The organism is Lysinibacillus sp. FSL L8-0126 (assembly GCF_038630385.1).
Lineage (GTDB): Bacteria > Bacillota > Bacilli > Bacillales_A > Planococcaceae > Lysinibacillus > Lysinibacillus fusiformis_D.
In genome coordinates, this window is record NZ_CP152028.1 from 3,378,074 (window position 1) to 3,404,296 (window position 26,223).

Annotated in this window: 22 protein-coding genes; 14 read left to right on the plus strand and 8 right to left on the minus strand. The window is 38.1% G+C overall.

Annotated features, from left to right (window positions below; genetic code table 11):
* Window positions 1–64 precede the first annotated feature (64 nt).
* Both MHI34_RS16425 and MHI34_RS16430 read left to right on the plus strand, forming a co-directional pair.
* Entirely contained in the window at window positions 65–808 is a 744-nt protein-coding gene (locus MHI34_RS16425) for a hypothetical protein (protein ID WP_036119916.1), read from the plus strand.
* A 117-nt stretch (window positions 809–925) separates the two neighbouring features.
* Window positions 926–1,558: a LysE family transporter gene (locus MHI34_RS16430; protein ID WP_036119920.1), complete on the plus strand. Its 633-nt coding sequence runs from the start codon at window positions 926–928 to the stop codon at window positions 1,556–1,558.
* Between the two features lie 29 nt (window positions 1,559–1,587).
* Here MHI34_RS16430 and MHI34_RS16435 read toward each other — a convergent pair whose 3' ends face one another.
* Window positions 1,588–2,640 carry a Cj0069 family protein gene (locus MHI34_RS16435; protein ID WP_271910223.1) on the minus strand — a complete coding sequence of 351 codons (1,053 nt, stop codon included), beginning with the start codon at window positions 2,638–2,640 and terminating at the stop codon, window positions 1,588–1,590.
* Between the two features lie 154 nt (window positions 2,641–2,794).
* Entirely contained in the window at window positions 2,795–3,718 is a 924-nt protein-coding gene (locus tag MHI34_RS16440) for a DMT family transporter (RefSeq protein ID WP_340809201.1), read from the minus strand.
* Between the two features lie 107 nt (window positions 3,719–3,825).
* On the opposite strand from MHI34_RS16440, the gene MHI34_RS16445 reads away from it, so the two are divergent.
* The 3 genes from MHI34_RS16445 (at window position 3,826) to MHI34_RS16455 (ending at window position 11,464) form a co-directional block, all read left to right on the plus strand.
* Complete coding sequence (locus tag MHI34_RS16445) at window positions 3,826–4,719, plus strand: AraC family transcriptional regulator (protein ID WP_036119929.1); 894 nt, start codon at window positions 3,826–3,828, stop codon at window positions 4,717–4,719.
* Between the two features lie 99 nt (window positions 4,720–4,818).
* A complete protein-coding gene (locus tag MHI34_RS16450) occupies window positions 4,819–5,847 on the plus strand; it encodes a beta-carotene 15,15'-monooxygenase (protein WP_089934716.1) in 1,029 nt (342 codons plus the stop codon).
* 481 nt (window positions 5,848–6,328) lie between these two features.
* Window positions 6,329–11,464 (plus strand): ATP-binding protein, encoded by a 5,136-nt coding sequence (locus tag MHI34_RS16455; protein WP_342503674.1) that lies wholly within the window; start codon window positions 6,329–6,331, stop codon window positions 11,462–11,464.
* A gap of 30 nt (window positions 11,465–11,494) precedes the next feature.
* Here the strand turns inward: MHI34_RS16455 and MHI34_RS16460 are convergent, their stop codons facing one another.
* Window positions 11,495–12,184: a response regulator transcription factor gene (locus MHI34_RS16460; protein WP_058844502.1), complete on the minus strand. Its 690-nt coding sequence runs from the start codon at window positions 12,182–12,184 to the stop codon at window positions 11,495–11,497.
* 305 nt (window positions 12,185–12,489) lie between these two features.
* Window positions 12,490–12,957 (minus strand): hypothetical protein, encoded by a 468-nt coding sequence (locus tag MHI34_RS16465; RefSeq protein ID WP_058844503.1) that lies wholly within the window; start codon window positions 12,955–12,957, stop codon window positions 12,490–12,492.
* A 264-nt stretch (window positions 12,958–13,221) separates the two neighbouring features.
* Between MHI34_RS16465 and bioD the strand changes: the two genes are divergently transcribed.
* The 5 genes from bioD (at window position 13,222) to MHI34_RS16490 (ending at window position 17,355) form a co-directional block, all read left to right on the plus strand.
* On the plus strand, window positions 13,222–13,926 hold the full coding sequence (gene bioD / locus MHI34_RS16470; protein ID WP_249645928.1) for a dethiobiotin synthase: 705 nt from the start codon (window positions 13,222–13,224) through the stop codon (window positions 13,924–13,926).
* Window positions 13,907–15,283, plus strand: coding sequence for an adenosylmethionine--8-amino-7-oxononanoate transaminase (gene bioA / locus MHI34_RS16475; RefSeq protein WP_036119945.1), 1,377 nt, complete (start codon window positions 13,907–13,909; stop codon window positions 15,281–15,283). The genes bioD and bioA overlap by 20 nt, the downstream gene beginning before the upstream one ends.
* Entirely contained in the window at window positions 15,276–15,869 is a 594-nt protein-coding gene (locus MHI34_RS16480) for a biotin transporter BioY (protein WP_036119947.1), read from the plus strand. Before bioA ends, MHI34_RS16480 begins: the two co-directional genes overlap by 8 nt.
* Window positions 15,866–16,861 carry a biotin synthase BioB gene (gene bioB / locus MHI34_RS16485; protein WP_036119950.1) on the plus strand — a complete coding sequence of 332 codons (996 nt, stop codon included), beginning with the start codon at window positions 15,866–15,868 and terminating at the stop codon, window positions 16,859–16,861. The genes MHI34_RS16480 and bioB overlap by 4 nt, the downstream gene beginning before the upstream one ends.
* A gap of 371 nt (window positions 16,862–17,232) precedes the next feature.
* Window positions 17,233–17,355 (plus strand): hypothetical protein, encoded by a 123-nt coding sequence (locus MHI34_RS16490; RefSeq protein ID WP_255358819.1) that lies wholly within the window; start codon window positions 17,233–17,235, stop codon window positions 17,353–17,355.
* 100 nt (window positions 17,356–17,455) lie between these two features.
* Here MHI34_RS16490 and MHI34_RS16495 read toward each other — a convergent pair whose 3' ends face one another.
* The gene (locus tag MHI34_RS16495) at window positions 17,456–18,619 is read right to left on the minus strand and encodes a PLP-dependent aminotransferase family protein (protein WP_036119952.1); all 1,164 of its coding nucleotides are present in this window, start codon (window positions 18,617–18,619) and stop codon (window positions 17,456–17,458) included.
* A gap of 128 nt (window positions 18,620–18,747) precedes the next feature.
* Between MHI34_RS16495 and MHI34_RS16500 the strand changes: the two genes are divergently transcribed.
* From MHI34_RS16500 to MHI34_RS16510, 3 genes are read left to right on the plus strand one after another with little or no spacing between them, the layout of a single operon-like run.
* Window positions 18,748–20,145 (plus strand): PLP-dependent aminotransferase family protein, encoded by a 1,398-nt coding sequence (locus tag MHI34_RS16500; protein ID WP_058844506.1) that lies wholly within the window; start codon window positions 18,748–18,750, stop codon window positions 20,143–20,145.
* 48 nt (window positions 20,146–20,193) lie between these two features.
* Complete coding sequence (locus MHI34_RS16505; protein ID WP_036119957.1) at window positions 20,194–21,432, plus strand: DNA polymerase IV; 1,239 nt, start codon at window positions 20,194–20,196, stop codon at window positions 21,430–21,432.
* 20 nt (window positions 21,433–21,452) lie between these two features.
* Entirely contained in the window at window positions 21,453–22,205 is a 753-nt protein-coding gene (locus MHI34_RS16510) for an alpha/beta hydrolase (protein WP_058844587.1), read from the plus strand.
* Window positions 22,206–22,260: 55 nt separating this feature from the next.
* Here MHI34_RS16510 and MHI34_RS16515 read toward each other — a convergent pair whose 3' ends face one another.
* The 3 genes from MHI34_RS16515 to MHI34_RS16525 are packed head-to-tail and all read right to left on the minus strand — an operon-like array spanning window position 22,261 to window position 24,773.
* Window positions 22,261–23,118: a sugar nucleotide-binding protein gene (locus MHI34_RS16515; protein WP_058844507.1), complete on the minus strand. Its 858-nt coding sequence runs from the start codon at window positions 23,116–23,118 to the stop codon at window positions 22,261–22,263.
* Entirely contained in the window at window positions 23,115–24,143 is a 1,029-nt protein-coding gene (locus MHI34_RS16520; protein WP_058844588.1) for a polysaccharide biosynthesis protein, read from the minus strand. Before MHI34_RS16520 ends, MHI34_RS16515 begins: the two co-directional genes overlap by 4 nt.
* Window positions 24,144–24,173: 30 nt before the next feature.
* Window positions 24,174–24,773, minus strand: coding sequence for a glycosyltransferase family 2 protein (locus MHI34_RS16525; RefSeq protein ID WP_036119976.1), 600 nt, complete (start codon window positions 24,771–24,773; stop codon window positions 24,174–24,176).
* 256 nt (window positions 24,774–25,029) lie between these two features.
* Between MHI34_RS16525 and MHI34_RS16530 the strand changes: the two genes are divergently transcribed.
* Entirely contained in the window at window positions 25,030–26,118 is a 1,089-nt protein-coding gene (locus MHI34_RS16530) for a glycosyltransferase family 4 protein (RefSeq protein ID WP_058844508.1), read from the plus strand.
* Window positions 26,119–26,223: the final 105 nt, after the last annotated feature.

The window sequence follows — 26,223 nt, forward strand, 5'->3', positions numbered from 1 at the left end:
TGCTTCTATTGCGAAGATGGTACACTAGCTATAAGATTTGTCTTTTGTGAAGTGGAGGATTTAAATGGTGGTAAAACAACTGGATGAGCAAGTTCAACAAGTTAATGACTTATTTTTGAGTGGACAGGTAAAGGAAAGCTATCAACTGGCTAAAAGAATAATAATGAATCATGCAGTGGTTGAAGAGGAGGCCTATCAATTCATCCAACAGCATGTGGCCATGCTAGAGGCGAACGGGTATGCGAGTATGCCTCACCCCACTGATGAAAAGGTGAAACAAAGTGTAGAACGCACAGATGGTTCTTATCCAGAACGAGATGTTCTCACGGCTTATATTGGGAGTCAGGATGATGAGCAATTTGGAAAAGTAATCGATGAATTATTAGCAGGGTCTATTGAAGCACAGGCGAATGCTTATTATACAATGGCGGAATACTTTGTTCTTGCTGAAGAACGAGACAAGGCAACAGCACAGTATGCAGAGGCAATCAAATTGCAGCCCAATAAGGCGCTCTATTGGGGAGCTTTTGCCCAGTTTTTGAATCGTCAGGAGGGCAGCCCCTATCTGGCATTACGATTAATTGAAGAAGCTATTCTACTAGATGGGATGAATCCACGTTGGCACTATATTCAAGGCAATATTTTTTTACAGCTAGTAGCAGCGACGAAAAATTTAAGCTATTTACCTGCATTAGAAGAGGCGTGGAACAAAGCTGAAAAACGGTGTAGCGCTAAGCAAGTTGCATTGAAAATGGATCTTGTAAAGTCACGTGATCTGTTAACACAATGGAAAAAGCAAATGCTATAACGATTAAAAACTGTCTAGCAAAGCATTAATAATTATTTGATTTTAAGTATATTTATGCTATCATAAAAAGATAAACGGACGTATGAAGCTTATCGATTACATGAAAGAAGTGTTTTTTTGAGTTTATATGTAGCGTATGTATTGGTAGGACTTGCCATTGCCATGCCTGTAGGAGCTATTACTGTAGAAATGACAAAGCAAGGACTCAAAAATGGTTTTATGCATGGCTGGGCTGTAGGGCTTGGTGGCATGACCATTGACATTGTATTAGTTTTTGCTTTATACATGGGACTAGCCTCTATTTTGGCTATGCCGATGGTCCAACTTCCTATGTGGATTATTGGAGCAGGCTTTTTATTCTTGTTAGGCTATGATTCTATCAAGAATGCAGACCATGATATTACATTAGCAGGAGAAAAAGTAACCAAATCGTTTTTTGCCTCTTATTTTAATGGCTTATTGGTCGCAATTTCGCCTGGTAATCTTGTATTTTGGGTCAATGTATTTGGTGTAGTGCTAGCTAAATCTTATGGACAAGGACAGCCGACAAACTTTTTAATTATTGCTGCTGGCGTTCTTAGCGGTATTTTACTCCACGACATCGGTTTGCTGACCATTGTGTCAGTCACTCGAAAAGCTATGAACCGTAAGATGATTAAGACATTTACAATTGTTGCAGGATTCTTATTGATTGGTTTTGCTGGTTATTTTATATATGAATTTATTCAAGCAATTAAGATTTATATATGAAAAGTGCGATCTTCTAGATCGCACTTTTTTTATGGTACCATCAGTGCTGCTTGATGCTCATGGATACAGGCGATAATTTCTTCCGCTACTTCATGCGCTAGCGATAGTTCTGAAGTAAAGCCCACACAGGAGCAATTCATTTCACCTAAAATATAACCATCTTCTCCAGCCTCATTCGTATCTAACATAAAGTCAGCCGTCCAAATCAATGGTAAATCATAATTGCCTAATAGGTTCGTCACTTGTGGGAGTTGTGCTAAAAAATTTTGTACGAGCTCTTGCCAATCTGCAGGCTGGTCATAGCGATATTGGGCACCTGAGAAAAGTGTGGCGCTAAAGGCATCCTCAGTATCTGCCGGTTTTTTATGTACTACATAAATAGGACGGTTTCTTAACATGAATAAGCGAATTTCACCTTCTGTAATTCGCGGAAGAAATCGCATATCGATTAACATACCATTCATCCCTGTAATATACTGCTTACAAAATGTCATGAACTCGCCAAGCTGCCAATATTCAACATGATTATCTTTCGCTTCTGTACATTTGATTTGTGCATTAAGTGGCACTTCAGTGATGCCCTTGGCAAGCGGATTCACCAATTGTACACGCCAAATACCTTCACCAGTTGAACCACGATTTTGCTTCAGAACACGTTCTGTCGAAGCTAAGGAGATAGGGAATTGCGTTTTGAATGCTTCTATAGTGTAGTAGGCATATGTATCATCAGGTACTAAATTCGTTGATGTAAGCTTTGATAGAGCATCTTTCGAGCCGTAGCTAATCATCGCATCAGGATGTGGCATTCCGATAATTCCAGCCTGGCACAGCTCTCGTAGCATGGTAAAATACGCTTCCTCATGCTGTAAGTTACCAGGGTTTATACGCGATACATAGGCAACACCATGTTCCTTCACATAGTCAAAGATTTGCTGTTTTTTTGTGACATCAAAAAATAGCACCTCTGCATCTTGCCCACGTTCCTTTAGGGCATCCACCATCGGTAGGGTGTCTGGGCGATAGCCGTCGGGTCCTTTATCTGTGCCACCCTCAACCTCGAAAAAAATAACTTTTTTATCCATAAAAATACCTCCTTTTGTCTGCTATTAAATTCAGTATAGTAGACAAATCAGGAAAAAAGATAGATGAAATATGTAAATTTTATGTATAAATTTATATATTACTAGTCCTGTTTTAGGAGGTATTTACTATTGTTTTCGGGACATTTTGAATAAGTTACGCTTCAACCTGTTTTTTCTGAAAGACTGTGAGGTATAAAATCATAAGAAGAATGAGTAATGTGCCTATAAACTGATAGCCCCCAAAGGTAATTTTTAACCACCAGACACTCGTAATAACAGCCATTAATGGTTCAAGGCTTCCTAGTAAGCTTGACTCCTTAGGGGAGAGATAGTGCAAACTAGCAATATAAAACCAAAAAGCGAGCATTGTGCCAAAAATAATGATAAAGAGAAAATAAGCAACAGTGGAAAAGGTCCAATTTGATACATCAATCGCCCAAGGTGGATGGAAAATACTCATTACTGCCCCACCGATAATCATTGACCAGCCAACAACTAGTAATGAATGAAATTGCTGCAAAAGTGGAATCGCATAGAGAGTATAAAAGGCAACTGAAAGCCCTGATAACACGCCCCACAGCACAGCCATAAAAGGAACTGATAAGGTTGAAACGGAGCCATTTGTTAATAATAAAAATGTTCCTACAAGTGTAAGTGTGACGGCAATCCCATCTTGTTTTGTCAATGGATTTTGCCTCGTTAGTAAAAAATAAGCCATGATAAACAGCGGTGCTAAATATTGTAATAAGGTGGCTACTGCAGAATTACCAATCGCGATAGACATCATATAGGTATATTGGACAGCGAGCATGCCGAGTAAACTAAATAAAATTTGTTTAAAAGCATTCTGTTTCGTGCGCCATATGGCAAAAATTGAGTCATGACGGTAGGTTATTTTATAAATAGCTAGTAGCAGTAGGCCAGCCAAAAGTAGCCGACTAGATACAAGCCAGCCCACTTCTATATCGTCTTGTTGGAATAACCTTTGGGCAACGGTCCCACCTATTCCCCAAAAACTTGCCCCTAATATAACAAGAAGGAAGCCCATAGTACGATTTCTTTGGATGATTTGATTCATTTGTTCACATCTCCTAAACTATCAATATAAGGTGATTATAAAGGAGAGAATTGCAAATAAATATCGATTTAATCGTATAAAAATATCAATATATTGAGGTGTTAAGGATGCCGTTGACGCATATTAAAATAGCAAAGGATTTACAAGAATTAACGCTGCACGGGACAAAAGAATTTCCCGTTGCCTTGTATGAAACGGTCATGCAATTAGAGAGGTTGGATTTCCTACCACTCCATTGGCATAAGGAAATTCAATTTGTTTATTTAAAAAGTGGACGAGCTCAGTATCGAGTAGGGGGAGATGCATTTATTTTAGAACAAGGGGAGGGGCTCTTTATCAATGCCTCGGTATTGCATGAAGCGAAGCCTTATGAAATTGAACAAGCTTTGATTTATTGTGTCAATGTGGACCCAATGCTGATAGCTGGTCATGAGGGCAGTATCTTTGCCCCAAAATATGTTGAGCCTTATATCACAAAAAATCGAGTGCCTTATGTCAAGCTGACGGGGGAGTTAGCACAGAAAATAGCATCGATTGCAGCATTGATGCGGGAACAAGACGTATTTTTTGAATTAAAGTTTTGGAGAGAGCTCCTATTCATTTGGGAATCGATGCTAACTCAATCCTTGCTGACAGAAGAAATGATGGATCAATCCTCCATCGTACAGCATGAACGAGCAAAAGTAATGTTGGATTTTTTACATGCACATTATCAACAAAAAGTAACGTTAGAAGATTTAGCAAGTCATGTCTATATAAGTCGCGCCGAATGCAGTCGCTTTTTTAAGAAAATAGTGGGTATGACGCCGTTTAGCTATTTATTACAATACCGACTGCGCAAAAGCATAGAATTATTGCGGAATGGTGAGCTATCTATAACCGAAATAGCTGGTGATACAGGTTTTAGTACGGTCAGTTACTATATCGAAAAATTTAAAGAATACACTGGCTACTCGCCACATGTTTACCGTAAAAAGTTTCTAAGTGTGAAAAATAATTGAACATGTTTGGAAAAAGATCATCTTTTATACTCAAAATATATACAAAATTAACCATTTGAAATAAAGTAAAATTAGCAATAAGGAGGGGGATAGGGAAGGATGGTTTTAAAAAGTAAGCAAAATATATGGCTAGGCTTGTTATTAATCGTGTTAGCCAGCAATTATACACTCTATAACACTGGATTGGGTGTATCCATTTTACCAATCGAAACGAATGGGGTTGTCATGGGGTCATTGATCGACTTTATTGTGGTGATGCCCGTATTATGGATGCTTTATAAAGGAAGGTTTTCGTTCAAGCACGCCATTTTATTAGCCGCATCAGGCTGTATTGCCGCACGCTTTATGATTCCCATGGAGCATCTTCAGCCATTTGTGGCTGTGACATGGGCAGGTTTTGTGATGGAATCAGTTATTATTTTATTAGAAATTGTCGTACTAGCAACACTCGTGCGATATTTGCCCCAAATCCTGATGGAAGTGCGTAGGAGTTCATTGCCAGATCTCTTTTCATTTTCAAAAGCTGTAGAAAATCATGTACCCAAGCATGCTATCATTCAGATGATTTGTGCGGATATGCTAGTGCTATATTATGGTTTTGCAAGTTGGAAAAGACAAGAACGTCAGGGCTTAACTTTACATAAAAATTCGAGCTACATCGCTTTTCAGCTCATGATTATTCATGGCATTGCCATTGAAACGATTGGTATTCACTGGTGGCTACACGAAAAATCAATAGTACTTTCCATTGTTTTGCTCCTTTTTAATATGTATTCAGTGATTTTCTTTTTAGCAGATATGCAGGCCATTCGTTTAAATCCTGTTTACGTAACAAATGATACATTGTATTTATCTCTTGGACTAATGAAACGAACTGCCATTCCATTTGCTCAAATTGCAGCAATCGTGGAAGATAAGGAGCAGCTAGAAGGAAAATTATCAAAAGATACGATTGATTTTATAGCCCGTGATTTTGCTGAAGCCTACCCACAATTCATTTTGAAAATGAAAGAGCCTGTAGAAGTGACATTTATGCTAGGAATAAAAAAGCGCTATAATCAAGTAGCCATCAAGGTTGATCAAGTACAAGAGTTTAGACAAATGCTTGAACAAGGAATAACAAAATAACTATCCTAAAACGGGTGCTCCTAATATGCGTGCACCCGTTTTATGAATCGCTCAAAGTAAGTCTGTAAAAGTAAGATGTTCCATTCTATAAAGATGGCTTATGTATAGCCTGTAAAAATAATAATATTATTTAACCAAATTTTAACCTTCGTTTTTTATAGTATTTCATATACAAAAGTAGGAGGAAAGGGAATGTAAAGGTCGTGTCCAAACTAGATAGAGCTTTGTGAAATTTTCTGAGTATTGAATAAAAGGTGAAGAACCTTCAATAGAAAAATAGTATAATAAGCTTATACACTAATATACAATTTCTGGATGTATCTTAAAGATTTACATTCTTGTATACCTCATTTTAATGTGCTTGAAAAACAACCTCGATTTTTGGCATAAATGTATATAAATATAAATAGTGATTTAGTTTCGTTGGATTTCTAATTAACAAATGAAGGTAGTATAACTAGATAGAAGAGGGGGTTCGTTTGTGAATGATTGTATCCTTTTGCAGTCTAATCAAGATTGGCACTTACAAAGAATGTATATGAAGAAATTTAACAATCTGGTACTCGTAAAAAGTATTCATCAAAATTCTGCTGAGACAAGAGCCAAACTGCAATATGAATTTACCTTGTTTTCCAATGAGCAAAATCCTTGGCTATTGAAGCCGATTGCTATGGATTATATAGATAAACAATATGCGATTATCTATGAAAATTTTAATGGTGTGCCCCTAAAGCAACTCGGAAATAACCTTATTTCTTTACATCAATTTCTACTAATAGCGATTGAGCTTGTGAATATTTGTATTAAAATGCAACAAAGTAATTTACTTTATTTGCACCTTCATCCTGATCAAATATTAATCAATCCAAATTCGTTCAAAATAAAATTATTAAGCTCCGAGTTTAGTTCGAAATATGATGCAGAATCGCCAGTTGTAATTGAAAATCCCTATGAAAGACGGGATCAGTTACCTTATTATGCACCTGAACAGACGGGCAGACTTCATTTAGATGTGGATTATCGTACGGATTTATATGCACTTGGTATGATTTTTTACAAAATATTGGGCGGTCAATTACCTTTTCAAGCAAAGGATGCTGTAGATTTAATTTACGAAATCTTAACCAAAAAGCCAGAATCCTTGATGAACCTTCAAAATAGTTGTCATCCTCTCCTTTGGAAGATTATTGACAAGCTTTTAGCTAAAAATCCGGTTGATCGTTATCAAAGTGCAATGGGTTTGAAAGAGGATTTGCTCTTTATCCAACATAGACTTACGGCAAATAAATCACTTGACGACTTCCCACTAGGTCAACAGGATTTACAGTTGAATTCGGGATTGTCTACTAAGCTTTACGGCAGAGAAGAGCAATTTGCAGAGCTTTCCTCTCACTTTTATCAGGTCACAAAAGGTGATAAAAAAATGGTCACTATTTCAGGGCAAGCAGGATATGGAAAATCCAAGCTAGTACAAGAGCTGAAGGGTGAAATTGCGGCGGCAAAGGGCTATTTTATTGCAACAAAGTATGAGCAATTACAATTAGAAAATGACTATACCATTGTGGTTCATCCGTTAAGAAATTTATTGAAATTGGTTTATATGGAAGGTGAAAAATCCGTACAATTATGGAAAAAATTATTCCAGGAAGTCAAATTAGTTGTGACAGATGAGCTTATTCATTTATTACCTGAACTCAAATGGTTTGTGAAGGAAGAAGTAGGCTTTCAAAAGGAGGTTCGTCAAAATACAAAACAGCTCCATTCCTATACGTTTATATCTATTCAAAAAATTTTATTAACATTTGCAATACAAAAGAAACCGGTTGTATGGTTTGTTGATGATTTGCACTGGGCCAATCAGAGTACGCTTGAAATTATGGCACAAATTTATGAGCAGCAACGAGCGGGGTACTTTATGATGATTGGGACATTCCGAGTGAATGAGGACAGCACAGAGGAAAAAAGTGAGCAAAGAACCACTGTTTTTTCCAATTGTCACCATATTCCTTTACCCCTTCTTCAGGAACAACATGTGCAGCAATGGCTTGAGGCATCTTTCAATGCTCAGCCGCAAACGATACAGGTCATTGCTAAACAATTATTTAATTTGACCAAAGGGAATCCACTCTTTGTAAAAGAAGTGTACCGTTCACTCCAGCAAGATAACACGATTTATTTTAATACGACAACAAAAGAGTGGCAGTTTAATCGTCAGAAATTCAATTTATCTCGTTTAAATAACGAGCTACTTGCTTTCATTGAGAATAGAATGGCTAATTTAACGACCGATGTCCATGCTATTTTACGACTTGTCGCATGTTTTGGTCAGCGTTTTGAATTTAGTGATGTCTTAAAGCTTGTCTCCCTACCTGCTCAAACATTATTGAAATATTTAGAAACACTTGTGGAAAATGGTTTTATTATTCCGTTAGATGCACATTATAAATGGGCGAGTACATTTGAACATGAAGGAATTTTGCATACATTTTCGACAAAATTCCAATTTGTCCATGATCGTATTCAGCAAGTAGCCTATCAAGAAATTCCGTTACAAAAGCGCATCAAGCTGCATTATCAAATTGGCCAATTACTAACTGAGAATTCTCCAACGATTGCAGACCATGATCGTTTAAACGAAATGGTTATGCATTTTAATTACAGCCGGCAATTATTGACGAGGGAAGAAAAACAGAAGTTGGCTCTCTGGAATTATCAACTAGGAATAGAGGCTAAAAGAATAGGGTTGTTTGATAATGCGCTTAAATTTTTTACAACTAGTAAAGAACTATTAACACCGGATCATTGGATAACTAGGAGAGAACTGTCTGTTAAATTATATGCGAACTTAGGAGAATGTGAATATATTGCAGGGCACTATGAACGCTCTGAAATACATTTAACAGAAGCTTTGCAGCATTCAGAGACAGTGTTAGAAAAGCTGATGATTAATAATTTAAAAACGATATTATATATTGAATCTGATAATCCTAGTATTGGTCTAGAAGCAGGCTTGGCGGGGTTACAAGTTGCAAATTTGAAAATTACGGCAGCTCCTAAAAAATCACAGCTTCTCAAAGAATATCTATTATTAAAATTAGCATTGCGACATATGTCTGACCAGGATTTATTGCAACAATCTGCAACAAATAGTAAGGAAATTGATCTATTAATTCATTTAATTATTAATATGACGGCAAGTGCTTTCCTGTTAAATCCTAACTTAACGGGCATTCTTTTAATGAAAGGCATGCGCCTACAGTTGAAGTATGGTACGACACCGAAAAGTGCCATGGTATTGATTAATTATGCCATGCTTTTAAATGCGGGATTTGGCAATATAAAAGAAGCTGCTCGCTTTGGAAAACTGGCCATCACCGTTGCCGATACGCAAGAGAGTATTTATATCAAAGGACATACTTATTATGTGTATGGGGTGTTTATCAGCCATTGGACAGAGCCGTATGAAGCCAGCATTCAATATATTAACGAGGCTCAACAAAAAAGCCAAGAGCTCGGCTTATATCATTTAGTATCCTCAGCCTCTTGTTTTATTGTCGCTATTCGACTTATTCAGGGGGCTTCCATTCAAGATTTACAGCAGGAAATTAGGCGACAACAAGATGAATTTTCCATACATGCAAGTACTTTATCGATTGATTTTTTAGCTGAAATGGGAGGATGGATGAATGCTCTGCACGATCCACATCATCCTGTACATTGGGGGTACTCCTTTACGATACAGGATCAACCTGCTATTAAAATCATGCATTATTCAGTACGTTTACAAATGTCCTTTTTATTAGGCGATGAAAAGCAAGGAAAAGCGATTTTGATAGACTTAAAGGAATTAAGTAAAGAAACCTATACATTACCGATTTCTACCGTTTATTATTTTTATCGGGCTATGTGGCAATTTCATTTTCTGCAGCGCCTCAATGGTGAAGCACAAGAGCGACGCTTATATCTATCTGACATACAGCAAAGCATAAAAAAATTTAAAAAATGGGCCAGTTATTCTCCTGCCAATTACGAGCATCTCTATATCTTATTAATGGCAGAAAATTACCGTTCCAACAACAAAGAAAAAGATGCTGAGCTCTATTATGACCGAGCTATACAATTAGCAAAAATGAATGGCTTTATCCAAGATGTGGCACTTGCTTATGAACGAGCAGCAGACTATTATCGCGCCAAACAGCAAATGAAAACAGCAAGACACTATATATTAAATGGTATTCAAAGCATGCAAGCATGGGGAGCCGAAACGATTGCTAGAAGATGGGAAAGTGATTATCAAGTAAATCGCCAACCAGAAAGTCAGCGTAGACAATCACTTACGTTTGATATGATGACTGTATTTGAGACGACCCAATCTTTTGCAACAGCCATTCGCATGGAGGATCTCCTGCATAACATATTGTTTTCCCTGTTAAAGCATGTAGGGGCAGATAGTGGTTACTTTATTCATAAACAGCAGCAGCAACTACTGGTGTTGGCAAAGGCAGAAGCTGCGGAAAATGCCTTTACGCTGTATGAGCAACAAAAAATAGAGGACTTTAGTGCGAATATGCAGTCTATTATACGCTATGTTCTTAAAAGCAAAGAACATGTGATTATTCAAAATGCTCAAAAGACACAGCATCCTCTTTTATCTTATTCAACGGCGAAATCTATTCTTTGCTTACCGATTGTTCATCAAAATGAAATTATTTCGATTTTATATTTTGAGAATACGTTGCTGACAAATGCCTTCCATCCATCTCATGTCCAGCTTCTGAAAGTCATAGCTGCTCAAATTGCCGTATCTTTTGAAAATGCCAAAATATATGGGGATTTAGAAAAGCGAGTACAGCTACGTACAAAGGAATTGGATGAAACCAATCGGCACTTGAAAAAAATGAATGAACGTTTAAAAAAAAATGAACTGGAACGCAAAAAACTTTTGCATAGTATTTCTCATGAGCTACGTTCCCCACTAACCTCTACTTTAGGATATATAGAATTGATGCTTGAGGGCGTTATCGTGGAGGAAGCGGCTAAAGAGAAATACTTACTAAGAAGTAAGGAAAGGCTACTATCATTAAACAGCTTAATTCAAGACTTGTTTGATTTAGCGAATCTAGAAGCGGGTAGAGCAGAATTTTCTTATACAGAGGTAAAGGCAAAGGAATTATATCAACAAATGGCAAATCGATATAAGGATGACATCAAACGGTCAGGATTAACCTATAGTGCTCACTTTTATGGTCATCAGGAAGCACAGCTACTGATTGATGAGACAAGAATCAACCAGGTGATTGAAAATATGATGACTAATGCGATGAAATATACATCAAGTGGTGGTATTCAATTGTCCATGCATGTGGAGGACAAGCATTTGATTTGTTCGATAGCCGATAGTGGTGTTGGTATTGCTGAGAGGGATTTACCTTTTATCTTTGATAGCTATTATCGAGCTACCCATATCCATGCATCCGATTCACATGGGATCGGATTAGCCATTTGTAAGCAAATTGTGCACCAGCATAATGGCGAAATTTTTGTTGAAAGCATTGAAAATGAAGGAAGCATATTTAGCTTTACATTACCATTAGCGAAAGTATTGGTAAATAGTTAACAAGAGTGATGAGCCTTATCTTAATGCTCATCACTCTCTTTTATAGACGAATTGATAGCCAAATCCTCTCACCGTTTGAATCCATTTTGGTTTAGAGGGGACATCTTCAATTTTGCGCCGAAGGGTACTAATATGGACAGAGACAGTTTTCAAATCGGTGACACCGTCATAGCCCCAAACATGGTCAATGAGCTGGTCAACACTAATCACTTGATTTGCATGCTCCATTAGAAAAAAGAGGAGCAGTTTTTCCTTTGTGAACAAGTTTAGAAGCTGACCATCTTTATAGACGTTTTTTTCGTCAAAATGAATAGATAAATTATCAATATGTACAACATGATTTTGCTTAGATGGGATTCTTCTTTTTAAATTGGCTTGAACACGTGCCAATAATTCTTTCGGAATAAATGGCTTTGTTATATAATCGTCTGCCCCAACCTCAAAGCCTTCAAGCTTTTGTTCAATTAAATGATTGACGGTCACAAAGATGATAATGGCATCCGATACTTCTCGGATTTTTTTGGCTAGCTCAAAGCCTGTACCATCCGGTAAATTAACATCTAACAAGATTAAATCGGGTTGTTGCGTGCCAACGAGATGCCAACCAGTGGATAGGGAGGGTGCCTTTGATACTGTATAGTTAGCATTCACTAGCGTTAGCGATAAAACTTCCATAATATCTATGTCATCTTCTACTATTAAAATCTTCTCGTTCACCATATCACTAAATCTCCTTCCTATTATAAAATATACCAACTTTTATCTCGGATGGGAAAGAGAAGGTTTAGCGCTTGTGTCATTTTAACACTGCAATATCCTATAGAGCAAAGCAATCAGGGAGGACTGTTTATGGCTAATAAACAGCAAGAGGCTGGGACAGAACTCCATTATTTTGAAAAATAGCGAAAATAGATAATAGTTTTTTCGCCTCATTGAGTTAAATATTTCTTCCTAAATCAAAAAAATGTCAGACCGATTGTATCTTGGTCTAACATTTTTTCTTTTTGTCCCAGCCTCCTCCAACATCATGAATCGAGGTGTGCGATTGCATTTAGCATGTCATCACGGACGGCCTCCCAAAATTGCTGTTGAACATCGTCACAATATGTGTAAAGCTCCTTATGTTGTATATGCTCATAGAGAGCAGCAATAGCTTCTTGATGAAAATAAAGGCGATGATTTAATCCTGCTCGTTCTTCTTCGATACAAAATAGCTTATAGATATCAGCTAATCGCTCAAACTTTGCTAATTTTTGTGTGATGGTCTCATATTGTGTTTGATGAAAGCGTCCAACAGATGAGGTCATCGAAATCTTAGTTCGATGCTCCATCTGTAATGTGCGAAACTCCTCAAGACGTATCGCCACACGATACCAAAATTCATAACGGGTCGGTAATTCTTTTAGTTCATAGGTCAGTAAAGATTTTAAAATTGAATGCACTTGTTCATATGTATCGATGATCTTCTCGGATTCTTTAAAAATGCCAAACATACAACCACCCCCATACAGTGTAATACTACAAGATGAGATGAAACTCCTTTCAATATCAGCGTTATTTTCAATCCTTTTTATTTTATGAATAAGTAGCCTCGAGTAGGATTTAGGAGGTAATGATTTAGTTTTACATAAATTATCGCAAAATTCCCTTTTTTAAAACGAGTTTCTTAGAAAATGCAAATAGGCATTTACAAAATGAAATTAAATGTGTTAACTTTTATATTGTTATTAGTTAACACAAAGAGGGGGAGGTTAACAATGCGACATTTTTGGGTTGTAGGCACAGATACGGATGTTGGTAAAACGATGGTCACTACTATGTTGATGTGTCATTTGCAAAGGCAGGGTTTGCAAGTCACACCCTATAAGCCCGTGCAAACAGGTGAGGTATACGAAAATGGGCATGGCTATTATCATGATACAGCTATGTATGAAAAGCATTCTTTACAAAAGCTGCAACAAGAGCATATTAATAGCTATTCATTGAAGGAAGCGGCATCACCGCATTATGCTGCCAAGCTAGAGGGACAGTCAATTGATGTCAAAGAGCTATTACAGCAAATTCAATTTTTACAAGATGCTTACGATATCGTGATATGCGAGGGGGCTGGTGGGCTCTTTGTTCCTTTCACTGCTCCAAATGGTACGACTCTGCTTGATGTTATTGTCAGTAGCAAGCTGCCAGTCGTGTTGGTCACAAGGACATCACTTGGGACGATCAATCACACATTGTTAACGATGGAGGCATTGCGCGCTCGTCAAATTGATATTCTTGGCATTGTCTTTAATGGAGACACGGGTAGCAGTATAGAACAAGACAATATACAAACAATTTTACAGTACTATCCTATACCTTATGCCATTATTCCACAGCTGAAGGACAAGTCACAGCTAATGGATTATGCCATGACACACACTACTTTGTTTGAAAGGCTCTTTCACTATGAATCAAGCATTAACTGACTTGCAGGCAAGAGATTTACGACATGTTTGGCATCCGTGCTCACAGATGAAGGATTACGAAGCATTTCCGCCAATCGTCATAAAAAAAGGGCAAGGTGTGTGGCTTTATGATGAACATAATCATCGTTATTTGGATGCTGTATCCTCTTGGTGGGTTAATTTATTTGGACATGCCAATCCGCGAATTAGCCAAGCTTTAAGTGAGCAAGCATTTACATTAGAGCATACAATTTTCGCTAATTTCACACATGAACCAGCCATAAATTTAGCTGAAAAATTAGCAGCTTTAGCACCTCAAGAATTACATAAAGTCTTTTTTGCAGATAATGGCTCGTCTGCTATTGAGGTGGCATTGAAAATGAGCTTTCAATACCATATGCAGACAGGAAAACCAGCGAAACAGCGCTTCCTCGCTTTGACAGATGCCTATCATGGGGAAACCATTGGTGCTTTATCGGTAGGAGGGGTAGGGCTATACAATGAAGTATATCAACCTCTTTTATTAGATACTGTTCGTGCCAAAGGGCCAGATTGCTTCCGTTGCCCATTTCAGGAAGAGCCAACAAGCTGCCAAGCGCCATGTAGTCAATTTGTAGAGGAACAGCTTCAAGCACATCATGAGGAAATTACGGCCGTTATTATTGAACCGCTTATTCAGGCCGCAGCAGGTATGAAAATGTATCCACCTATCTATTTGCAGCGCTTGCGAGCATTATGTTCACACTATGAGGTCCATTTCATCGCGGATGAGATTGCTGTCGGTTTTGGTCGGACAGGTACGTTATTTGCCTGTGAGCAGGCGGACATCACCCCAGATTTTATGTGTTTATCAAAGGGATTAACAGGCGGTTATTTACCGTTATCTGTTGTCTTAACAACCGATCAAATCTATAACGCTTTTTATGACGACTATGGAACGATGAAGGCATTTTTACATTCACATAGTTATTCAGGCAATACCTTGGCCTGTCGTGTCGCACTTGAAGTGTTAACAATGTTTGAAGAGGAGCAAGTGATGGAGATGATTCAACACAAAGGACAACAAATGCGAGAATTAGCCATGGCAGCCTTTCATGATATTCCGTATGTGGGGGAGTATCGACAAGTTGGTTTAGTGGGAGCTATTGAACTTGTCGCCAATCGACAGACAAAGGAACCATTCGCTAGTGAGGAACGGATCGGCTATCACATTTATCAGCGAGCTTTAGCAAAAGGTCTACTCATCAGACCTCTCGGCAATGTTTTATATTTTATGCCACCCTATATTATTTCTGAAGAAGAAATGTCCTTCATGATTCAAACAACGAAAGAAACGATCGAACAGTTTTTCCAAGATAGGGGGGCTAAGGTTGGTTAAGCGACATCAGACATTAGCACTTGTCATGATCGCCATGTTTGCAGCACTAACAGCGATTGGGGCGTTTATTAAAATTCCATTGCCTGTTGTACCGTTTACATTACAAATTGTTGTTGTATTTTTAGCAGGGTGTTTGTTGGGTAGTCGGAATGGTTTTTATAGTCAGCTTGTCTATATCGGTGTGGGCTTAGTAGGCTTACCTGTTTTTACACAGGGCGGTGGCTTTACGTATGTCCTACAGCCAACATTTGGTTATCTAATTGGCTTTGCCCTAGCTGCCTATGTCATTGGGTTCATCATTGAAAGAATAGAGAACCCAACGAAAAAGCATTTTATTGGAGCAACGATTATAGGACTTATCATTATTTATATGGTGGCTATTCCTTATTTATATATAGCATTAAATTTCTGGTTAGATATGAAATCAAGCTGGTCACATGTTTTTGTCATCGGCTTTTTCAGTAGTATTATCGCTGATGTTTGCTTAGCAATAACATCAGCCCTATTGGCAGAAAGAATGTATAAAGTATTTCATTCGGCAAGAACTGTGAACATTTCACACGTGGAGGGGGAGAAGATAGGATGAATTATTACCAATTAGCACAAGAAGTAATTGCTGGCAAGATCATTAGCAATGAGGAGGCACTTGCTCTCTTAAATAGTGAGGATGATGAGCTATTACAGCTAATGGACGGTGCTTTTGTCATTCGGAAGCATTATTATGGTAAAAAAGTAAAACTGAATATGATTATGAATGCCAAAAGTGGCTATTGTCCTGAGGATTGTGGTTATTGCTCTCAATCTTCTAAATCAACTGCTCCTATTGAAAAATATCCTTTTATTACAAAAGAGGAAATTTTGGCTGGTGCTAAACGAGCGTTTGACAATAAAATTGGGACGTATTGTATTGTTGCAAGTGGTCGAGGGCCAACACGTAAGGATGTCAATGTAGTGAGCGAGGCAGTTGCGGAAATTAAAGAAAAGTATGGCTTGAAGGTTTGTGCTTGTCTAGGCTTATTAAAAGAAGAGCAGGCACAGCAATTAAAGGCAGCTGGAGTGGATCGCTACAATCATAATTTAAATACATCAGAGCGCCATCATGCCTTCATCACAACCTCCCACACGTATGAGGATCGTGTTAATACGGTGGAGATAGTGAAAAAGCATGGAATTTCACCTTGCTCTGGTGCCATTATTGGGATGAAGGAAACGAAGGAGGATGTTGTCCAGATTGCACGTGCCCTTCATCAATTAGATGCTGATTCTATTCCTGTAAACTTTTTGAACGCAATAGATGGTACAAAGCTGGAAGGAACAAAGGAATTAAATCCTCGCTACTGTTTAAAGGTTTTAGCATTATTTCGTTACATCAATCCGACAAAGGAAATTCGCATTTCTGGAGGGCGAGAAATCAATCTAGGCTCACTTCAGCCACTTGGTCTCTATGCAGCCAATAGTATTTTTGTAGGGGATTATTTAACAACAGCTGGTCAAGAAGCAAATAGTGATTATCGTATGTTGGAGGATTTAGGCTTCGAGATTGAATTAACGCAACAGCAAGAAAAAGCATTTTGTTAAGCTTATGAAAGAAAAATCTACTACTACAGCAAAACCGTACTTCTGTGCGGTTTTTTGCTTTAGGTGGATAGAAATCAAAAAGTGGTGGATAAACATCAAAAAAACAGTGGATAGAAATAAAAAAATGATGGATAGATCTGATATCACTAGCTGTTTTTATACCTATAAAAGAAAGGTTTTCACAAATTGTTCAATGAAAGCGTTTTGAAATTGAACAGTTTGTGAAGAACTTCACATAAAGCTTTCTTTTTGAAAAAAACAGCGTAAAATAAGAATCAAGTAAGGAATTGTTATAAAACAGTTGATAAGTAGTCTCACAAATTTTGGTGGTTGTTATATTACAAAAATAATGGGAGAAGGGAGCTTTTCATATGTGGGTTATTACAGTATTTGATAAAAAGGATGTCCGAATTTTTGAGTATACAAACAAAAATGAGGCAACAGAAGCTTTAGCAAAATTCAAGAAAAATGCAGTGTTAACATATACAAAATAAATTGCTTTTGAGACAGCCCTCTCCTGATAGAGGGCTGTTTTTTATGAACAACAAAAAACCGTATAAGCGTTTATGAAAAGCGTTTATACGGTTGCTATTTTTATAAAATACTTGCTAAACGTTTAATCCCCTCTCGGATGACTTCAGGTGTTGCATTTGTATAGTTGAGACGCATTGTATTGACATTCGTTTTAGATGTATAGAATGGATCTCCAGGCACAAAGGCAACCTTTTGTTCCATCGCTTTCTGGAATACATCAAGGGCTGATGTACCATCCTTCATTGTTGCCCAGATGAACATGCCTCCCTCAGGTTTTGTATATTCTACATGGGCAGGGAAAAACTCTTGCATCGCATCAAGCATCGCTTCGGATTGATTTTTATATAATGTAATAATTTTTTTGACATGTTCCGAATAGTCATTACTTGCTAAATAATCGTAGATGATATATTGCGAGAAAATATTTGTATGCAGATCAGACGCTTGCTTAGCTGTTTCAATATGCTGTAAAAGCTCTTTATTTTTTGTAATGATAAAACCAAGTCGCATACCAGGTGTGACCGTTTTAGAGAAAGAACCTAGTAAAATACTATTATCTAATTTTCCAGCACCGATATATGGAAGCGGCTCTCCTTGGAAACGTAACTCTCCATATGGATCATCCTCAATTAAAGCAACATCGTATTTTGCCACTATTTCGCAAATTTGCTCACGCTTTTCTTTCGAGTATGTGAGCCCTGTTGGGTTTTGGAAGTTAGGCACCGTATAAATGAATTTTACATTTGGTTGTTGTAGCGCACGTTCTAACTCTTCTAAGTTAAGACCATCGTTTTCAAGTGTTACCCCATAGAAAGTAGGCTCACTTAATGTAAAGGCTTGAATGGCTCCTAAGTATCCAGGCTCTTCGATGATAATGCCATCGCCTTTATTGATGAGTACTTTACTAATCAGTTCAAGAGCTTGCTGTGAGCCTGTTGTAATAAAGACATCTTCAGCTTGTACATCAAGCCCATGCACGCGTTGGTACTTTGCGGCAATGTACTCACGTAATGGTGCATAACCTTGTGTGGAAGAATATTGAAATAGTCGGCTACCATTTTCCGTAATAGCATGATCTACGGATGCTCTTAACGCATCAATAGGGAAAGAAATGGGATTTGGAAGTCCGCCTGCAAAGGAAATAACATCCTCTGCATCTGTTACTTTCAAAATATTTCGAATAAATGAGGATGGTGTTTTTAAGATTCTTTCAGAATATTGCATAATGATCGGTCCTTTTTTTCTGATTTTTTAAAAATTATATCATTGTCATCGTGTGCATACAATATTATCATTGTATGCAAGACAATTAAACTATTGTATGCAAATTAAGAGAAAGAAGGGCTTAGTGAATGCCTATTAATTCATTTGACGAGTATCCAATGAGTTGGAAGCCAGATATTCGCAATATTTCTGCCCCATTATATATAGCTATTGCGCACCAACTGGAACAAGACATAAAAGATGGAAAGCTAATGCCAGGAACGAAACTTCCTCCACAACGCGAATTAGCTGATTTTTTAGATGTGAATTTAAGCACCATTACACGAGCTTTTAAGCTGTGTGGACAAAAAGGATTCATTTATGCCTCGATTGGCAGCGGGACATTTGTTTCCACAGATGCGGCTAGCAATAAAATGTTACTGCCAGCCAATCATGCAACACCTATGATTGAAATGGGTTCTGTTTTACCAGACAACCTGGTCAATGATGATATTGCACGCTTTATGAAAAAGATGTTGAACGAGCCTAGTTTTAGCAAGCTATTTCAGTATGGTCGGCCTGAGGGCAATGCTTGGCAAAATGAAGCCGTGATGAAGCTATTCGAATTGGTGAATTTTCAAACAGATCAGCCTATTTTGCTCGGTGCAGGGGGACAAAATGCCATTGTGGGCACACTGGCAGCTTTATTTCAGCCAGGCGACCGTATTGGGACAGATCCCATTACTTATGCTGGTATTAAAACAGCAGCCAATATGTTAGGTATACAGCTTGTAGCTATTCAACAATGTCAAGGAGAAATGACCAGAGAAGGATTGCTATATGCCTGTAAAAATGAGCATATTAAAGGAATCTATGTGATCCCTGATTTTCATAATCCAACGACACATACGATGTCGGTGGAGACACGAAAAATGATTGCTGAAGTGGCTAGGCAGAAGGATTTGCTTGTGATTGAGGATGCGATTTATAGCTTTCTTAAAGAACAGCCACTTGCACCCATTGCTTCTTTTGCACCCGATAAGGTTATTTATATCGCTAGCCTGTCCAAGACGCTCTCGCCAGGTTTACGCTTATCTTTCCTTGTGACACCTTCAGCATTAAGGAAAAAAATAATGGAAACGCTCTATAATATCAATATTTCAGTGTCACCGCTCATGCTGGAACTAGCAGCAAGATTGATTCATGAAGGCGTGGCACAAACGATTTTAGAAAAGCACCGAGCATATGCGAAGCAGCAAAATGCGCTTGTTAATAAATATTTAGGCGATTACGACATTTTAGGGGAGGAGGAATGTATTTTTAGGTGGTTATACTTGCCTGATAAATTTACGGGAGTTCAATTTGAATTGCTAGCCTCCAAAGCCGGCGTACAAGTCTATGCAGCGGAACGTTTTGCTGTAGGCAATACAAAGCCAGTGAATGCCGTACGTTTAGCGATTGCAGCGCCAGAAGCTCAACTGGAGCAAGCTTTAATTATTTTAAAGGATCTGCTAGAAAGTAATGGTGATTATGCATTTGTTGACTAAAGGTCATCAAGCGTATAATAAAGCTAAGAGAGAGAAGAGGTGATGGACATGACGCATAAAGGGCGTGTTATTTTTCATGTGGATATGAATAGTTTCTATGCTTCGGTAGAGCAAGCACATGATCCAAGCTTAAAAGGGAAGCCAATCGCCATTGCGGGCAACCCAAAAGAGCGACGTGGCATTTTAGTAACCTGTTCCTATGAAGCAAGAGCGCTTGGCATTTATACAACAATGACTGTCCATGAAGCGAAGCGTAAATGTCCTGAACTATTGTTATTGCCTCCAGATTTTAAAAAATATCGTCAAGCATCCAAAGAAATGTTTACCATTCTTCGTAGCTACACTCCTTTAGTGGAGCCTGTTTCGATTGATGAGGGCTATATGGATGTGACAGCGTTAAGTAAGGAGCAACATGCATTAAGTATTGCCCAGGAAATACAAGAGCGCATTTTAGCTGAGCTTGATTTACCTTGCTCTATCGGTATTGCACCAAATAAATTTTTAGCAAAAACAGCTTCTGATATGAAGAAACCGTTGGGAATTACCGTACTACGAATACGGGATATTGAACAGCAGCTTTGGCATCGAGAGGTTGTTGATATGCATGGAATTGGAGCTAGTACGGCCAAAAAATTAAATGTACATGGCATATTTACGATTGGTGATTTGGCGAAAACGGAAGAGTTTAGGATGAAGCAAATTTTAGGAAAGAATGGTGTGCGATTGCGGGCAAGAGCTAATGGGGTGGATCAACGTATGGTCGATCCTGAAGCGGTTTTTGATACGAAAAGCGTAGGAAATTCAACAACTTTACCTGAAGATGTAACAGATGTCCGTGCACTACATAAAACAATAGAAGGTCTGTGTAAAAAGGTGGTTGAACGACTTGAGGCAAAACGGTTAGCGGGCTCCACTGTAAGTATTCAAATACGGGATGCAAGTTGGCATAATCACACACGATCAAAAACAATGTCTAATGTTCTTTATCGTTTTGAAGATATCTATGACATTGCTTGTGCCTTGTTTGATAAGCATTGGGATGAGTCTCCAGTAAGGCTTTTAGGCGTGACGGTTTCTAATGTAGTGGATCGTAAGGATTACTCGCAACAATTATCGATATTTGATTTTCAAGAACATGTAAAAGATGAACCTATTCTCAAAATCGTGGATGAAATTGAGGGACGTTTTGGGAAGGGGGTTATAAAACGTGGTGTAGATTTAGGGAAACGTTCATCCTATCAATCACAAACAAGCTTTAGTAAGGATTTTTTAGATGACCATGATTGAAAATGAAGGCAGGTGTATACATGCGATACAAAACATATGGAGATGTCCATAATCCTCTAATGCTGTTTATTCATGGAGGTGGAGTCGGTGGCTGGATGTGGGAACAACAAGTTCAGCATTTTTCTAATTATCACTGTGTTGTTCCAGAGCTGTTGTCACAAGATGCATTCTCCATTGAGCAGAGTGCCAGAGAGCTTCTCCAGCTTCTAGAAGAAAAGGCGACTGGAAAGCCCGTCATACTGATTGGATTCTCTTTAGGAGCACAAATCGCTATTCAAATGCTAAGTATAAAGCCTAGTTTAATCGATTTTACCATTATCAATAGTGCACTTGTAATACCTTCTCCAGCTATGGAATGGATGCTTCAACCGTTCATTCGGCTGACATTTCCACTTATAAAAAATAAAACATTTGCGAAACTTCAAGCTAAAGCCCTATACATCAATGATCTTGATTTTGAACGCTATTATCAAGAGAGTGCTACGATGAAAGTAGAGACATTGATTCAAATTTTGAGAGAAAATATGCTGTTTTCCATCCCGCATGATTTTCATAAAGCCCAAGGGAAAATTTTAATAACGGTAGGAGCTAAAGAGAAAAGCATTATGAAAAAATCAGCTAAAGCTCTTGTTCAAAGTCATCCAAATAGTCATGGTGTCATATTGCACAACATTGGTCATGGAGTATCATTAGCCCAACCTGCATTTTTCAACCATTTTGTAGAAAATTGGATTAAGAATGGTCAACTACCTGAGGGGACAGTGATTCAATAGGGAGGCTCCATTATGAATATTCAAACTCATAATGGAGTTGACAGGAAAAGTGTATTTAAGCTTGAAAATAATGAGGATATAAATCTTTATGCTGTAACATCCAGTCCTTCATCTCTACAATCATTTCCTCATAGCCAGGGACAACAAAGGAGAAGTCATTTCTAGTATTCATTAATGTTTTATTGACATTAACGAGCCGATGAGGAAGAATTTTTATGTTGCTGTCCATAAAGTGTTTATTCAATAGTTGAAGTAAGTCGTATTTTGAAATATTCGTAGTATTGACGAGATGATAGAGTCCTGTTAAATCTTCTTGGACAGCCCGTTCAATGGCTTTTGCTAATGTAAGTGTAGTTACTCCAGTCCAAATAGCCCCCGTATAACCGTGAATGGGACCTTTTTGTTGCATAAACCAATTGAATAGTCCGATGCCATCGTTTTTTAAATCAGGGCCAATAATCGAGTTACGAAATGTTAAATGCTTGTTGTGCTCAATCTCCCCCAAGCCTTTTGTGCGATCATAAAAAGTTTCACCGTCTCCTATGCTAGTTTCATAGTAGGGGGCATTTTTCCCTGAAAATACGCAATCAGTACTTAGATGAATCAGCTTAGTTTGTCGGTTTTCTAGGAGAGAGACAATGGCATGCGGTAAATAACTATTCAGCCAAATGCTTTGTGCAGGATATACCGTACAAGCTTCGTTTAAGACACCAATACAATTAATGACGACATCAAAATCATGATCTACTAACAACGACCGTAAAAATATAGCGTCCATCACATCGCCCATTATATGGTTCCCAGATGGGAAAGGGGTTCTAGCGTAAGTTGTCACATCATGCCCTTGTTCACATAAATAGATGGCAATGGTATGGCCAGCCATGCCAGTAGCGCCGAGCACTAAGAATTTCATGGCGTTCCTCCAGTCCAATAAAGAAGCTCTTCTTGAATAAGCGGTAATGTTAATAATTTTTCTTTGATGTCAGCCACACTTAATTGTTGTGTATTGTTGGAGTTATATTCATCGGTTAATGTAATTTTAGGAGAGCCCTCATCGAGGTATTTTCCATAATTTAAATCCCGATTATCTGCAGGGATTCGATAAAAATTGCCCATATCAACGGCTTTTGCCGATTCTTCTTTTGTACATAATACCTCATACATTTTTTCCCCATGCCGTGTCCCAATAATTTGGATGGCATTGTTTGCCTGAAAAATCTCAAGTAATGCTTGAGCTAAATTGGCTATTGTTGCTGCGGGAGATTTTTGTACCATAATATCTCCATTTTGTGCATGTGAGAAAGCGTACAATACTAATTCAACGGCCTCATCAAGAGTCATCATAAAACGTGTCATGTTTGGATCTGTAATCGTTAACGGCTTTCCAGCTTTTATTTGTTCAATAAATAAGGGAATGACAGAGCCCCGTGAAGCCATAACATTGCCATATCTAGTGCCACAAATGAGCGTATGATGAGGATCAACCATTCGGGATTTAGCGATAAACGTTTTTTCCATCATCGCTTTGGATATTCCCATGGCATTGACAGGGTAGGCTGCTTTATCTGTAGAGAGGCAGATCATTTTCTTGACACCAGCCTGAATGGCAGCTGTTAGGACATGATCGGTTCCTAAAATATTAGTTTTCACAGCTTCTAAAGGGAAAAATTCGCAGGAGGGAACTTGCTTAAGAGCAGCGGCATGGAACACATAGTCCACATTATACATAGCAGTATGGATGCTTTGAATATCACGGACATCTCCGATATAAAATTTGATTTTACTATGCTGATAGAGCTTGCGCATATCATCTTGCTTTTTTTCATCCCTTGAAAAAATACGAATTTCCTTAATATCCGTATTGAGGAAGCGCTTTAGTACAGCGTTACCAAAAGAGCCAGTGCCTCCCGTAATCAGTAATATTTTATTTGTAAACATTGTATGGTTCATTACACCTCCTGCATGCTTTTATTTCAATCCTCTTTGGTGTAGATCACATTCTGAGTTTTCTCTAGGATAGTTGTACCAGTAAGCAAATTCGTTTGTATATTTACTTGTCGGATTTTTATCCATGAGGGCACAATTAAAATCCCAATCTCCTGCTATATCTTTGCGTATTGTAAATTTTGCATCCCCAATTAAACTTCTTCGAATGATTTTAAATTGTCCGGGTAAGGAATAGCGATTCGATTCATCTTTAATAAAGGCGAAGCCATTTTTAATGATCATGTTGTAATAGTAAACATCAAATGTGCCATCCACTTGTGCTAATACATTGCGAATAGCTGGCAAGTAGTGGTCATCGCTATCGATGATGGCTATATAGTCTCCTGTCGCCTCTGCAATGCAGCGATTATAAGCAACACTAGCCCCAAGGTTCGTTGGATGCACGATGATTTTTAAAGCTGCACAGTTTTTTTGGTAGTCCTGTAAAATGGCTAATGTATTGTCAGTAGAACCATCATCCACAATGATAATTTCATAGGCATATTCTTTAGGAATACTGTCAAGCATTGTTAAGATCCATTCTTCGCTATTAAACGCAGGTGATAAAAAACTTATCTTCATTTTATCCCTCCATTCTTTATCTAGTAGTAGAGTTCTTCTATGTGACTGAGCAGATTCTTTAATACAATATGCGTGGACATAGAGCTATTGTAGGCAATTGCTTGTTTTAGGAAGTTTTTAAGAGAGACGCTTTTCTGTATACGATTTCTGTTTACTAGAGAACAAGCAGGATAGGGGCAAAAATTTACTAAGGTATGCACGTTTAGCAGGAAGGGTCATAAACTAGCTAGAGCGCTTTTTTAGAAAGAGGGATACAATGTCAAAAAGGATCGCATTTATTTGTAGCGTGGAATCTTATAAACTGTCTGATGCACATATTTTCAAAGATTTGTGTCTCGTGCCTATTTTGCTAGGGGAGGAATTAGGCTATGAAGTAAGTATTGTGACAACAGAGATGAATGAAGCCCTTCTTCAACAGGCCTTTCCAACTGTAAAATTTGAGTCCATACCATTTGAGAAGGATTATGTGGCGAATATGAATGCTTATTTAGCCAAGCATGCCAAGGACATTGACATTGCCTTTGCCATAGGGCCGTATCCATCTTATTTAGCCATTCTGAAAACCTATAAGCATTATAATCCGCAAGGAAAAATTTATATGAAGTTAGATGTAAATCGATTTTGGTTACATCGATTAAAATCCTATCCATACTTTTTAGAGCTACTGCAATTATGTGATCTGCTATCCTCCGAATGTGTGTCCATTCAAACCGCTATTCAAGTGTATTCGCAATTAGCGATTAAACATATCCCCAATGGCTTTTATGAGCATTTTCCCACAGCACCCGTGTCCTTTCATGACAAGGAAAATAGAATTTTAGCAGTGGGGCGCTTAGATGCACCAGAGAAGCAAACGATTTTGACAGTCAAAGCCTTTCTAGCTGCCCAGCTTCCAGACTGGGAGCTTCGTTTAGTAGGACCGATGTCTGCCTCCTATCAAGAGGAGCTAAGGCAGTTGCTAGATGGCCATCCAACTGCCGCTCAAGTAACGATGGTAGGGCCTATTTATGATAAGGTGCAATTAGAAGAAGAGTACCGTAAGGCTAAAATTTTTTGTTTAACATCTGTAGTAGAATGCTATGCCCATGTTTTTGCAGAGGCTGCTAAAAATGGCTGCTATATCGTGACTACTGATGTTGATGGGGCTGCTGATATTACAATGCAACAACGCTTCGGTACAATTCATCCGACACATGATTGGGAGGGGATTGGTCGGACATTGCAGCAAGTTGCCACACAGGAATCATTGCTGGCCGATACTTGTGTACAGCTTCAAGCATTTGCTAGAAAGGAATTAAATTGGTGCCATATTGTGAAAAGGGTTGCTGAATATTTAAATGAATAAACAATCCTCTCTCGATTTTGAAGACTATTCTTTTCTTTATACCATTATTTCCTATATAATAAAAACTAGATTCATCATGTTAGACAATCATGGGAAGACACAAGG